Below are 13,144 nucleotides of genomic sequence, written 5' to 3' on the forward strand. Positions count from 1 at the left end.
CGGTCTTGAGTTTCGTCATCTAATGGAGGGATGGCGGGCAGACCACGACGTCCGCTCGTGCTGAGCGTGGACGAGCGACGGACGCTGCAGGGATGGGCCACACGCGGGAAGACCGCGCAGGTGCTGGCCCACCGGTCGCGGATCATCTTGCTGTGTGCCGATGGCCTGGACAACACTGCGGTTGCCGGGCAGCTGGGCATCTCGCGGGACACGGTGGGCAAGTGGCGCAACCGGTTCATCGATCGGCGGCTGGACGGGCTCACCGATGAGCCGCGGCCCGGTGCACCGCGCACCCTCACCGATGCGCAGGTGGAGGAGGTGGTGGTGCGCACGCTGGAAGAGGTGCCCGAGGGAGCGACCCACTGGTCCCGGCGGGAGCTGGCCGCCCGGGTGGGCATCTCGCCCTCCAGCGTGCGACGCATCTGGCAGGCGTTCGGCCTGCAACCACATCTGGTGGAGGAATTCAAGATCTCCACTGATCCGCTGCTGATCGACAAGATCCGCGACGTGGTCGGCCTGTACCTGTCCCCGCCCGAGCACGCGGTGGTCTTCTCGGCCGACGAAAAGCCGCACATCCAGGCGATCGAGCGGTCCGCGCCGGTGCTGCCGATGATGCCCGGCACGCCCGAGCGGCGCAGCCACGACTACCACCGGCACGGCACCATCGACCTGTTCGCGGCGCTGAACGTGGCCACCGGAAAGGTGATCGGCAAGTTATCGCCCCAGCATCGCGCGGTGGACTTCCGCGACTTCCTGGATGAGATCTTCCACCAGGTCGAGCCGGCCCTGGAGATCCACGTGATCTGCGACAACCTGTCCACTCACAAGGCCCCGGTGGTCCACAAATGGCTCCTCGAACACCCCACCGTCCACCTGCACTTCACCCCCACCTACTCATCGTGGATCAACCAGGTCGAACGATGGTTCGCCGAACTACAGCGCCGCCGCCTCGATCGCGGCGTGTTCTGCTCCCTCGACGAACTCACCACCGCGCTGCAGGAATGGCTCAAGCACTGGAACGAGAACGCCCGTCCCTTCACCTGGACCAAGAACGCCGACCAGATCATCGGAGCCATCGGCCGCTACTGCGCTCGAATTTCTGGACCGGGACACTAGCGGCCCTGCGGTACGGGTCCCCTTGCCACCGGATGACGTGGTGCTCTCCCTCTGGGCTGGGGATATACAGGGGATGATCTTCCTCGACGCGGACCGCCCGTAGGACGTTCGCCCAGCTCAGCCTGGCTAAGGAGCCACAGAAGCACGCACTCTCCTAAAGCGGGTGCCGCAGGTTCGAATCCTGCCGGGGGCACCAGGTTCGACCAGCATCTGCGCCAAACACGTGCGCAAAACCGAGGCGTGCAAGGATCATGGTCCCCGCGCCAGAATCTCGTGCGACGCCCTTCACCATGCAGAAGATCCACGTGAGGTCCGAAATGTCCGAGTCGGCGAAAGTGGTCCAAAACGGCTTCGGTGCCTGATGAATACGTAGGTCAGCGCGAGCGCTCCCCGCGCACGCGGGGATGAGCCAAGCTTCAGGCCGCTCAGGCGGCGGGCCAGGTGGCGTCCCCCACGCACGCGGGGATGGTCCTGGGCCGGCAGCGTCTATCCGGTCCGGGAGAGCCTTGCCACCGCCGGCGCAACGTTCGGCACAACCTTGCATCAGGGCTCCTGTCCGGATCGACTTGCCGATTCCGGACTCACCTTGCGGAGTCCACTCTCACTCTGCGCCGATGAGTTGCGGGCAGCCGAGTGGTCCAACTCCTCAGGACAACATTTCAGGAGGTCTGCATGGGTGCCGTGTTGCTGTACAAGAGCATGTCGCTGGACGGCTTCGTCGCCGGCCCGGACATCGGCGCGGAGCATCCCATGGGCAAGGGCGGCATGCGCCTGCACAAGTGGATGTTCACCGACCAGCCCGACCCGCGCGACAAGGAGGTACTCGCTACGATGTCCGCCTCGGTCGGCGCGGTCGTGGTCGGCAAGCGCACGTTCGACGTCGGCCTGCCGCACTGGCAGGACACCCCTTACCCGGCACCGACCTTCGTGCTCACCCACCACACCCGCGACGAACTCGTCATGAAGAGCGCAACGTTCACCTTCGTCACCGACGGCATCGAGGCAACCCTGAAAGCCGCCCAGACCGCGGCCGGCGACAAGAACGTGATCGTGATGGGCGCCCAAACAGGACGGCAGTTCCTGCACGGCGGACTGCTGGATGAACTGCTGATCAACCTCGTGCCGGTCGTTCTGGGCTCGGGAAGCCGACTCCTGGAAGACCTGGGCCACATCGAATTGATACGCACAGAGGTCATTGCCACCGACGCGGTCACGCACCTACGGTTCCAGGTCGTGAAGTAAACGGACTACGACACGGAATTGCGGAGCGGACGCTCGGCCCGCGCGGGCCGATGATCAGCCGCTGCATCTCCTCGGCGATGGTGCGGCCGGTGACCTTCTCGATGAGGAGCCGGGCCAGGACGTAGTTGGTGTAGCTCCAGTCGGTGCCGGGCTCGAAGCGGGCGGGCTTGGACAGGGCCAGCCGGACCAGTTCTTCGGGCTGGTAGGTGTGGAAGCGGTTGTCCACCCATTCCTTGCCTGCCTCGGCCCGGTCCTGCTGCCGCAGCAGCTTCACCGACGCGGTCAGCGCGGGCAGCGCCTGGTCGGCGAGGCCGGCCACGCTCTTGTGGTTGAGGCCGTTGGGCGCCTTGGGCGAGCACGTGCCCGGTCAGGCCGGTCGCGGAGGTCAGAGCCAGGCTGCCCTGGGTGCCGACCCGGTGTGCGGAACCGGCGGCACCGGCGGCGGACATCAGCGCGACGGCGCCCCAGGCGGCGGTGCGCAAGGTGTGCTGGTCCTGAGCGGTGAGGGACATGGCGGTGCTCCTTGAAGGTTGGTCCGGCTTGTCGGCGCCGGGGGTCGGTGGCGACGACAGGAACGTTACGGCTATTGCCACACCTCTGGCAATTTTTTGTCAAGGATGTGGCGTACTCCGCATCAGAGCTGGCAACAACTTGTCTCGCGTGTGGCAAGTGGGCTACCCTCGGGGCCTGACGCACCCCTCCGGACGTCGCGCGAAGCCACCCCAACCCGGGAGTTCGGACATGCTCGAACAACCAGTCTTCGGCCGCCGCCTCAGGCAACTGAGAACCGAACGCGGCCTCACCCTGGCCGCTCTCGCAGGCGAAGGCATGTCCACCGGCTACCTGTCCCGGCTGGAATCCGGCGCCCGCCAGCCCACCGAACGCGCCATCGCCCACCTGGCCGCACAACTCGGCATCAGCCCCGCCGAACTCACCCAGTCCACCACGACCTCCCTGGCCCAGAGCCTGACCCTGGCCACCGGCCTCAGCCAGGACGAAGTCGGCCAGACCCTCAGCCAAGCCCTGAAAGTCTCGGGCGGTGAGGATCCGCTGCTGCGCTGGCAGGCGCTCTGGCAGGTCGCCGAATGGCACCAGTGGCGGCAGGAGTACCCCGAGCAGCGGGCGCACCTCGACGAGCTGGTCACGCTCAGCGAGCAGATCGGGCTGCCCGAGCTGCAGTCCAGGGCACTGGCGGCGCTGTCGCGCTGCATGCGCAGCACCGGAGAGATCGCCGGCGCCGTCGACGTCGCGGCACGCGCCCACGAGCTGGCCCGACGCGAAGCGCTGCCCGCACGCGTGCAGACCTCCACTCTGCTCGCCCTGGTCTCGGCGCTGGCCGAGGCCGGACGGCTGCCCGACGCCGCCCGGCACGCCGACGAGCTGCTCACCGTGGCGAGCGAGGTCTCGGGCGCGCTGTGGGCGCAGGCCGTGTGGACCGTGGCCAACGTCCGGGTCCGCCAGGGCGACCGCGACACCGGCGCGGAGTTGATGAACCAGGCCATCGACGGCTTCGACGGCCGCGATGACCTGATCATCTGGATGCGGCTGCGCCTCGGCGCCGCCCGGCTCGACCTCCTGGCCGTTCCGCCCAGAACGGAGTCCGCCCGGCAGCGCGTCCAAGAGGTCCAGGCCGCGCTGCCGTTCGCGGCGTCGACCGCCATCGAGCAGCAGCTGCTGGCGGTGCGCGCCCGCATCGCCGTCCTGACCGGCGACCTCGACGAGGCCCGCACCGTCCTGGACCGGCTGATCGGCTTCGACGACCTGCTCACCTACCAGGAGCGGACCAGGCTCGACGTGCTCCGCAACCGCGTCCTGCTCCTGGAGGGCGAGAAGGACACCGCGCTCGACGGGCTGCGCACGCTCGCCGAGCAGGCCCAGCAGAACGGCAACATGGACCTGGCCGCGGAGATCTGGCGGCTCGTCGCCGAATCCCTGGCCCAGTAGGAGTGCTTTCCCGCTGGTCCGCCGCCCGCCCCGCGAGCCGGCGAATTCCGGTCGGGCTCCGTCCGCTTCATCGGAGCCCTCATGGTGGCCACGGCAGGCTGGGTACCGAAGACAGTCGTCGCCAGGCCACCCCGCCGCACCCCTCCGGAGTGACCTCGCCCTCGCCGCCCTGCTGGCCGACGATGCTCACTCCTCGCCCGGCCAGGCCGAGCAGTCGAACGGGGCGGATGACGGCTGACCACCGGCCTGCGACGTCGCGCCGCGCACCGCGGTGTGTCATGACGCCCGGCCTCGTCAGGATGGCGGTGCCTTGCCTTCTTCGCCGCGCCGCATGCCGCGTTCGTGGCCTTGGCAGGATCTTGACGCCTCATGGACCTCGGCGCGCAGGTCAGGAATCAGGTCAGTGTTTGCGCTTCTTCCGGCGGCCTCGGGCGCCCGGCGGCCGGGTGGGGACGAGGCGGAGGGGATGCCGGGCGGTCTTGCGGAGCGGCTCGGCCACCAGCTCGCGTAGCTCCCGCAGCCCGACGGCATCGGGGTGCCCCGACGCCAGGATCGCCTCCACGAACTCGTACGCGTCCCCACCTCCCATCCTTCTGAGCTGCTCGGTCAACCCCTCAGGCCCGGCGAGCTCCAGCGCCGACAGGAAGTTCTCCGCTCCCATGAGCAGGTGTTCCCGCTCACTCAACGCCCCGGGATCCATTTCCCCGTCATCGATGAGCAGCGTCCACACGGCAGGCCCCAGGACCGGATCGTGACGGAGGTCGTGCAGGAGCCGCTTGCCGGGAAGAGCCTCGGCCAGAACGCGCAGCATCGCCGCCACGCGGGTACGGAACGGGCAAGCCCGTACGGCCTCCAGCAACGTCTCGACGTCCTGCCCCAGGCGGGCCAGCCACCCCTGGAGCTCCGCGGCGGCGTCCTGCGGCGGATAGTGCTGGGCGAGCACCCCGAGCAGTTCGGCCGGCGGGGCTGCGGCGAGTTCGCCGAGGAGAGGAGCGTCGCGGCCCTCGGCGAGGAGGCGGTCGCGGACGCCGCGGAGGCCGAGCGGGGTGAGGCGGATCAGCGGGAGGTCGGGCTCGGCGAGGGCGGTACGCAGGCGTTCGGTCGCCTCCGGCGAGAAGACGTGGTCGAGGTCGGTCGCGTAGAGGGGGTCGGAGGGGCCGCAGGTGAGCTCCACTGCTCCGAGGTCGGACAGGGCCTCGAACATGCGTCCCAGGTCCCGGGCGACCTCGCGGCGCCAGAGATCACGCAGGCGCTCGTCCTCCTGGTCGAGAACGAAGTACTCCTGGCAGGCCAGCCACACCGTCTCTTCGAGCCGGACCAACGGCATCTCGTCCAGCCCGTACATGGAGTTGAGCACGTCCGGCAGGATCTCCTCGAAGATCTCGGCCAGGATGGGCTCGGGACGCCAGGTCGCGACGGGCACGGTGACCACCCGGCCCAGCTCCGGCAGCACCTCGAACGCGCGCCGCCACAGCGCCTCCGGGTCGCGCAGCAGAGGCGCGGCCTTGGCCACGCGGAAGAGCCGGCCCTTGCTGGTGCGGGTCAGGCGGAGCTTCTTGGCCCAGGCGAGCAGCAGGTTGAGCTGCGGCAGATCGGTGGCGCTGCGGACGCGCAACTCGTCCTCGCCGGTGCCCAGCAGGGCCGACACCTCAAGGGCGTCGGCGACGCGGAGGTTGCCCGCGGCGGTGAGGGCGCGGCCGTCCTTGCCCACCCAGTCGGCCAGGGTGATGAGACGCTGCACGGTCTGGCTCCGCGCGGCGGCCTCCGCCAGCTCGGAGGCGGGCGGCAGGGAGACAGGCGGCTGAGGGAAGGCGCGTTCCTCCTCGATGCCGCCGTACAGGAAGCGGTTCTGCATGATCTGGTCGAGCACCTGCTCGTCGTACGGAACGCGACCGGCGTCCAGATCGCCCTTGAACCGTTCGAACGCGCCCGGCAGAGTGAGATCGACGCCCTGGTCGAGAGCCGTATGCGCCCAGAACGTCGCCACCCCCCGCAGTGTGGGGTCGTCGAGCGCGGCCGCGTACTCCGCCCGTGTGCTCTCGATGATCTCCTCCGCCTCCGCGAGCGTGGCGCCGCGCGGGTCGCGCAGGCCCGTGACGTCGAGAAAGCGCAGGTACGTGCGCAGTGTCGCCGGGGCGAGGTCAAGCTCCTCTCGTGGAGCCGTCACCTTGTACGGCACGTACCGCAGCAGGAAGAACCTGATGCCCGCACCGTCCCAGTACGCCAGCCGCCCGTCGCGGCTCTCGTGCCGCGCGTCGACGGCGGCGGAGAGCAGCAGGTCATCGACCGGATAACTGTGCTCCTCCGCCCAGCTGACACACCGCCGGATCAGCAAGTCCTTGGCGGCCTCGAACTCCTCGGCCTCTTCGGGCTCGAACCAGGTACGCACCAACCCAGCCTCCCATTTCTTCAGGGTCACCGCCTCGCCAGGCGGTGAGATGGCTGTGCCGGGTCGCCGAATCCCCCGCTGTGGGGGATGACATCGCCCTGTCGGCGGCTCGATGCTGACGCGGTCTGCTCCGCGAGCGCTCGGCCGAGGCCGAGAGCATCGAAGGGGGCGCGGGGACCGCGGCGCAGAGTCTGTGGACCGTGAGTGCCGAGAGGTGAGCGACATGGCCAAGAAGAACAAGAAGCGCCAGGTGTCGGAGACTGCCGCCGACACGGCTCAGAAGCTCAAGCGCAAGGACTACGAGGCGGAGATGCGGCGTCTGCACGGCGAGCTGGTCGCCATGCAGGAGTGGGTCAAGAGCACGGGGACGAAGGTCTGCATCGTGTTCGAGGGGCGGGACACCGCCGGCAAGGGAGGCACGATCAAACGGATCACCGAACGGGTCAGCCCCCGCGTGTTCCGGGTCGTCGCCCTGCCCGCCCCGACCGAGCGCGAGAAGTCACAGATGTACATGCAGCGGTACGTTCCCTACTTCCCGGCCGCCGGCGAGGTCGTGATCTTCGACCGCAGCTGGTACAACCGCGCCGGGGTCGAGCGGGTGATGGGCTTCTGCAAGCCGGAGGAGACCGAGCAGTTCCTCAAGCTGGTGCCGTCGTTCGAGAAGGCCATGGTCGACTCGGGGATCCTGCTGCTCAAGTACTGGCTGGAGGTCAGCCCCACCGAGCAGACGCGGCGGCTGAAGAGCCGCATCCATGACCCGCGCAAGGTCTGGAAGCTGTCGGACATGGATTTGAAGTCCTACAGCCGCTGGTACGACTACTCCCGGGCCCGCGACGCCATGTTCGCCACCACCGACACCGCCTGGGCGCCCTGGTACATCGCCCGTACCGACGACAAGCAGCGAGGGCGGCTGAACATCATCAGCCACCTGCTGAGCCAGATTCCCTACAAGCCACTCGCCCACAGGGAGTTCGCCCTGCCCAGGCGGCAGCGGGCCGACGGCTATGTGGAACCCAAGCTTCCGCTGAAGTACATTCCCACTCCTTATTGATCGGGGTCAGGTCAGTTCATGGCGTCGAGGGCTTCCCGGCAGCGGCGGAGCAGCTTCTCGTCGTCGGCGATCTGCGCGCTGCCGTATCCGCTGTCGGACGCGTTGTGCCTGCGCGCACGTCCCAGCTCGGCCTCCAGGAGCGGCCGGGCCTGCGCCGCGGCCCGCCCGAGTTCCGCGCAGAGCTCGGCCGCCTCCGTCCGGGTGTGCCTGTTGAGCTCCCACACGCGCGCCACCACCGGCGGCGCCACCTCGGCGTCGCCGGTCAGCCGGTACAGGGCGCGGACGGCCGCCAGCGGGACCCAGCCGTGCGGGTCCTTGCGCTTGGCCAGGCGCCGCAGCAGGGCGATTCTGGGCTTCGCGGCCCGCTCCCGCTCCGCCATCGCAGGGGCCATCTCGCCGAGGAGGCCCATCGCTGCCATGACGGCGTACTTGTCGTCTCCGCCGAGGTGACGGTCCGCGACCGTGACGGCCGCTTCCACGTCTCCTGTGACCAGCCATAACGCCTTCGCCGCCCGGATGGCGGGGCCTCGCTCGGGCGAGGCCGCGGTCTCCCGCAGGATCGGCGCGCACTCGGCGGCGGCGGGCCCGATCGCCGTGATCGCCGCCAGCCAGCCCTCGGTGACCGGCTGGCCGAGCAGGTCGGGCAGGGCCTCGACGGCCGCAGGCCCGATCCTGGACAGCGCCCAGGAGATGCTCTCAAGGCGGTGATCAGCGGGCAGGTCGCGCAGGCGGCGGCACAGCAGGGGCAGCAGGGGCGCGGCCCGTGGTCCGAAGTCGCCCACGAGCTGGGCCACGTCCCTGGGCAGGTGCTCGCGCTCCAGGGCCCAGGCCAGCATCGGCAGCGCGCGGTCGTCCCCCGTGCCGCTCAGCGCGTGCAACGCCGGGCTCACGGTCGGCTGGCCGCCAGGCCAGTCGATCACCCACGGCAGCTCCGCGTCTTCCGGCCTCGTGTGGTCGGCCACGCGCCTGTCCGTGGCGGACAGGACCTCCGCCAGGGCGTCCGCGGCGGGCGCCGCCAGCTCGTCCAGGTCCTTCAGTACGTCGATCGCCCTCGCCATCACCACGGTGCCCGGCCGCCCGCTTCCGCTGCCGTCGAGCACGCGTTCGCCGAGGACGGTGATGAGCCCGGCGTAGTCGCCGCGCCAGTTCGCGAACAAGACGTGCGCCGGGCCCATGGCGTCCACCTGGCACTCCCAGTCGGGTGAGCGCAGCAGGGCCGTGAGGAGGCGTACACGATCGTCCACGCGGTCGCCCAAGCCTTTGGACACGGCATGCACGAGCTCGCCCGCCCGTGGCGCGCGCCGGCCCGCGTCGCGTTCCGCACGTGCCCGCCGCAGCGCGCCGATCAGGGTCGGGGTCTCGACGTCCGCGGGTGGCGGGGAGGCCGGAGGTGTACCGGTTTCGTACAGGGCGGTGAGCAGGTCGAGCGCCTCGCCGACCGCGACCGCCGGGCCGCCGCCCAGCGAGGCCAGCTCCGCCAGCGCCACCAGCCTGACCTGCGGATCCTCCTCCGCCGCCGAGACCTTCCCCAGCCAGTCGCGCACGTCCTCCGCGCCGGTCTGTACGTCTCCCGCCCCAGCCTGTGCGTCGTCCGCATCGCTCTGGCGGCGGCCCAGTGCGGCCCCAGTGCGCACGATGGCTTCCCGTACGCTCGGATCGCCCTCGCTCCCCAGGCGGCCGGTCAGGCTCGTCACCGCGGCCCGCGCCTCGTCCACGCAGGCGGCCAGCAACCCGGCCACGGCCTCGCGCACCTTCGGGTCGGGGTCGCCGAGCAGGCGCTCCCACAGCGGGAACGCGGCGGTCACGGCTCCGTTGGCCTTCTTGTACGGCCCGCTCAGCTCGGTCGGATCCTCGGCCGAGGCGATGCTCGCCAGCAACTCCACCACCTCCGCCCGGCCCGCCAACGCGGGGGCCGCGGCGATGCGGAGGAGGAAGGGGATCGCCGCCAGGGTGCACGGGTAGACGTCACCCTGGTGGTGCACGGCGCCGTACATGCCGTCGAGGGCCGTCTCCCGTACGGCGGGATCGGGGCCGGCCAGGCCGCGAAGCAAGTCCGGGACCTCCGTGGCGGGGCCGTAGGCGTGACGCATGCGGCTCCACCGGACGTCGCTCAGCCCGGCGAACAGGTCCACTTCGTTTGCCATGGTGGAGATCCTGCCGTAGCCCACCGACATTCCCGGCCGACGGGCGCGGAGCCGGCCACCGCCGAAGCGCACTGCCGTGGCCGCTGGTCCCCTTGCCTTCCCTCGGCAGCCGAGCGGATCAACGCTGTGCACACGGGTGGGCCTGGGGGCATCTCACCCTGGGCGGATCAACCAGCGGGCCTTACCGGTCGAAATCCGAGAGCGCCCGCCGCGCGACGGTCCGTAGTTCCTGCCAGGCGAGGGCCGTTGTGACCGCCTCCTCAGTCCAGAGCTCAGGACCATGCTCAGTCATGCGGCTCAGCTTCGCGTCGACTGGTAGCAGCGCCTCAAGTGCCTCCTGACTCAGCAGGCCGTCGTGTGTCTTCGCCTGGGCCAGATGCAGTGCGTCGTCGAACTCGAGCGCCAGCTCGTCGACGTCGACACGCAGACTACGCACATGCTCCAACTGCCTCTCGGCGTCCCAGCCCAGCCGGCTGAGGACAGTGCGGATCCAGCGACGGAACTCGGGCTCCTGTTCGCCGGTCATTGAATGACTCCCCACCACAAGCGGGCTGTCACGCACCGTGAGAAATCCTGGTCGCCATCAACGCCGCCCACCGCTGCGACACCTCGATTCCCAGCGAACTCACAGCGACTGGCCTTGGCGTCAGGCTCCGTCATACCAACGGCTCTTGACCGCCGTCAGCATCCGTGTCTAGATCGAAAAGGCCCCCCGCCGCACCCCTCCGGAGGACCCCGCACATGGCCGCAGCAGTGACCCTCAGGCCCCGATGACCCGGCCGGACCACCCGACCACCCAGCGACAGGCGTTACGGATCTCCACCGTCCTGGCCGGGCTCCTCAACCTCGCCCTCGCCGCCCTGCTGGCCGGCATCCCGTCCAGCTCCCCCACCCTCGACGAAGTGCCCACCCCCGAGAACCACGCCGCCGCCCCGCTGCCCGCCGTCGCCGTTCCCGTCCAGCTCACCGCCTCCCCCGGCAGGAGCACGACGCGAACGCGTCGCCCCGCCACCGCCCCGACGATCACACCGGCCCGCAAGCACAGCAGCCACCGCCCGACGGCCACTCCCCGCCCTCAGCGCTCCACCCGCACGGCGCCGGCCAGACCGACCCTGGTGACCGCCGCACCAACCGCCTCGCGCCGCCCGACGCCGGCGACGTCCAGCCCCGCCGAGGCCGGAGAGGCGCCGAAGCCGTCCAGCACGCCGGAACCGGACGCAGCCGCCCAGCACACCCCGCCGGGACAGACCCGAGAACCACCGGGACAGGCGAACAAGGAGAACAACCAGGACACTCACACCCCGCCCGGCCAAGCCAAGAAGTCCGAAGGCTAGCTGCCCGGCGAATACCGGTACGCCATGTCGTGTTGCGGCAAGAGCGAGGCCGGCGCCATCACCCGCGACCCGCACACCAGGCAGGCACGGCATCGGCGGCGTCCCCGATGGCGATGTCGCCGATCTTCGTGCCCGGCGCCAGCTTCGCTGTCCCTCGCCGGAGTTCTCCAGCGAGGTGCCAGTACCTCGCGATGTCGCATCGGCCCAGGTTGGCCAGTCCGTCCTCACCGCCCAGGAAGAGCGGGACGTCGTAACCCACGCACTCACCGAACCCCAAGGGCGCCGCATCGGTGGCACGCCACTGCTCGTGGAAGCTCTTGGCCAAGGCTTCGTCCGCGTACTCGACCAGTTCGCCGTCGTGAAACTCGGAAAAGGGCACCGGAATCTCCAGCACCTGCCCTGTCCCCGGCTCCAGCATGAGCACCGAAGGGTCTTCCGTCCCCTGTACGCGTAGGTCCAGGGAGAACTGCCGCCCCAGCCAGTCGAACCCGAAGCAGGAGAGCTCACCGAACTCGGGAAAGGCATGGGCGGCGAAGACGTCGGCCTCCGCGCGGGATCTCCACGTGTGGATCCGGTAGAGGCCGCCGTCGAAAGTGGACCCGCCGAACTCCGACAACAGGCGGTCGGCCGCTGGGTGGCGTTCCTCGGCTTGGGGAGCGTGGCCACCGGTTCCCGCTGTCAGCTCGAAGGCTCGCAGGAACCGATCCAGCATCCTGTTGACCTCATCTTCCACCCAAGAGAAAAGAACTATATCCCCTTATGTCCAGGTTGTGATGAGGTCATGCCGAGCCGGTGATCACGTCCATGGGCCACAGACCTGGTGACCAGCAGAGTTGCACTCAGACGATGCGAGGGAGTCATCATGAGTACGCAGCTCTTGCGCCAGGAACAGAAGACCGCCACCTGGCACGGCCCGCTCGGCTGGTGCGCGGCCGCGATGGCGGTGCTGGCGACCGTCAGCGCCCTGGGGCTGGTGATCGACGAGCGCACGCTGCTGGGCCAGAGCGTGTGGCTCAAGCCGTTCAAGTTCGCGATCTCCTTCGGCCTGTACGCCGGGACCCTGGCCTGGATGATCAGCCAGGCCGGGCGGTGGCGGCGGACGTTGTGGTGGCTGGGCACGGTGACCGTGGCGGGGTTCCTCGTTCCTGAGATCTCGGCCATCACCTTCCAGGCGGCCCGCGGCGTCCCCAGTCACTTCAACTTCTCCACCGGCCTGGACGAGACCGTGTTCATGGTCATGGGCGGCGCCGCCTACCTGGGCTGGCTGATGACCTTCGCGCTGGGGGTCTTCCTGGTGGCGCAGCGGCGGGTGGATCGGGCGATGGCGTGGGCGATCCCGCTGGGGCTGGTCATCTCGCTGGCCGGCATGTCGGTCGGTTATCTGATGACCGCTCCCACCCCGGCGCAGGCGGAGGATCTGGCGAGCGGGCTGCGGTTGGCCACGATCGGGGCGCACAGCGTGGGGGCTCCGGACGGGGGCGCGGCCATGCCGGTTACCGGATGGGAGACGGGTGCCGGTGATCTGCGGGTGGCGCACTTCGTCGGGCTGCATGCCATGCAGGTGATTCCGCTGGTCGCTATCGGGTTGAAGCTGGCGTGCCGCCGCGTTCCCGTGCTGGCGTGCCGCCGCTTTCCCGTGCCGGCCTGCCGCCGCGTTCCCGTGCTGGGGGACGTCCGCACGGCGTTGGTGGTCATCGCGGCGTTCGGTTACGCGGGGGTCACCGCGCTGGTGTTGTGGCAGGCGCAGCGCGGTCAGGCGCTGGTCCAGCCTGACGGGCTGACCGTCGTAGCCGTGGCGGCTCTGGTCGCGGTGGTGTCCGCCTGCGTGACCGCGGTGATCAAGTTCGCCGCCGGCACCCGGGAAGTGCCCCGACAGACACCATGACATCCGTAAGATATGCGACTCAAGCATCGGATGCTACAT

Annotated in this window: 11 protein-coding genes; 6 read left to right on the forward strand and 5 right to left on the reverse strand. The window is 69.7% G+C overall.

Going from position 1 to position 13,144, the window contains the following annotated elements; translation table 11 throughout:
- Positions 1–30: 30 nt before the first annotated feature.
- Positions 31–1,116 carry an IS630 family transposase gene (locus FXF51_RS49280; RefSeq protein WP_148441754.1) on the forward strand — a complete coding sequence of 362 codons (1,086 nt, stop codon included), beginning with the start codon at positions 31–33 and terminating at the stop codon, positions 1,114–1,116.
- Between the two features lie 672 nt (positions 1,117–1,788).
- On the forward strand, positions 1,789–2,358 hold the full coding sequence (locus tag FXF51_RS49285) for a dihydrofolate reductase family protein (protein ID WP_148441755.1): 570 nt from the start codon (positions 1,789–1,791) through the stop codon (positions 2,356–2,358).
- Here the strand turns inward: FXF51_RS49285 and FXF51_RS63215 are convergent.
- Complete coding sequence (locus FXF51_RS63215) at positions 2,327–2,677, reverse strand: serine hydrolase (protein ID WP_262380382.1); 351 nt, start codon at positions 2,675–2,677, stop codon at positions 2,327–2,329. The genes FXF51_RS49285 and FXF51_RS63215 overlap by 32 nt on opposite strands.
- Before the next feature lie 422 nt (positions 2,678–3,099).
- Between FXF51_RS63215 and FXF51_RS49295 the strand changes: the two genes are divergently transcribed.
- Positions 3,100–4,302, forward strand: a complete 1,203-nt coding sequence (locus tag FXF51_RS49295; protein ID WP_148441756.1) for a helix-turn-helix domain-containing protein — start codon at positions 3,100–3,102, stop codon at positions 4,300–4,302.
- Between the two features lie 400 nt (positions 4,303–4,702).
- On the opposite strand, the gene FXF51_RS49300 is transcribed toward FXF51_RS49295, so the two are convergent.
- Positions 4,703–6,691 carry a hypothetical protein gene (locus FXF51_RS49300; protein WP_148441757.1) on the reverse strand — a complete coding sequence of 663 codons (1,989 nt, stop codon included), beginning with the start codon at positions 6,689–6,691 and terminating at the stop codon, positions 4,703–4,705.
- A 223-nt stretch (positions 6,692–6,914) separates the two neighbouring features.
- Here FXF51_RS49300 and ppk2 point away from each other — a divergent pair, with 223 nt between their 5' ends.
- Complete coding sequence (gene ppk2 / locus FXF51_RS49305) at positions 6,915–7,742, forward strand: polyphosphate kinase 2 (protein WP_148441758.1); 828 nt, start codon at positions 6,915–6,917, stop codon at positions 7,740–7,742.
- Positions 7,743–7,753: 11 nt separating this feature from the next.
- Here ppk2 and FXF51_RS49310 read toward each other — a convergent pair whose 3' ends face one another.
- Both FXF51_RS49310 and FXF51_RS49315 read right to left on the reverse strand, forming a co-directional pair.
- Positions 7,754–9,886 (reverse strand): hypothetical protein, encoded by a 2,133-nt coding sequence (locus tag FXF51_RS49310; RefSeq protein WP_187415000.1) that lies wholly within the window; start codon positions 9,884–9,886, stop codon positions 7,754–7,756.
- 181 nt (positions 9,887–10,067) lie between these two features.
- Positions 10,068–10,412 (reverse strand): hypothetical protein, encoded by a 345-nt coding sequence (locus tag FXF51_RS49315; RefSeq protein ID WP_148441760.1) that lies wholly within the window; start codon positions 10,410–10,412, stop codon positions 10,068–10,070.
- A gap of 244 nt (positions 10,413–10,656) precedes the next feature.
- On the opposite strand from FXF51_RS49315, the gene FXF51_RS49320 reads away from it, so the two are divergent.
- Positions 10,657–11,220 (forward strand): hypothetical protein, encoded by a 564-nt coding sequence (locus FXF51_RS49320; RefSeq protein WP_148441761.1) that lies wholly within the window; start codon positions 10,657–10,659, stop codon positions 11,218–11,220.
- A gap of 58 nt (positions 11,221–11,278) precedes the next feature.
- On the opposite strand, the gene FXF51_RS49325 is transcribed toward FXF51_RS49320, so the two are convergent.
- Positions 11,279–11,953, reverse strand: coding sequence for a DUF1851 domain-containing protein (locus tag FXF51_RS49325; protein WP_148441762.1), 675 nt, complete (start codon positions 11,951–11,953; stop codon positions 11,279–11,281).
- 129 nt (positions 11,954–12,082) lie between these two features.
- Here FXF51_RS49325 and FXF51_RS49330 point away from each other — a divergent pair, with 129 nt between their 5' ends.
- Entirely contained in the window at positions 12,083–13,105 is a 1,023-nt protein-coding gene (locus FXF51_RS49330) for a hypothetical protein (RefSeq protein WP_148441763.1), read from the forward strand.
- The last annotated feature ends 39 nt before the right edge of the window (positions 13,106–13,144 follow it).

Source organism: Nonomuraea sp. PA05 (genome assembly GCF_008086045.1).
GTDB classification, from domain to species: Bacteria; Actinomycetota; Actinomycetes; order Streptosporangiales; family Streptosporangiaceae; genus Nonomuraea; species Nonomuraea monospora.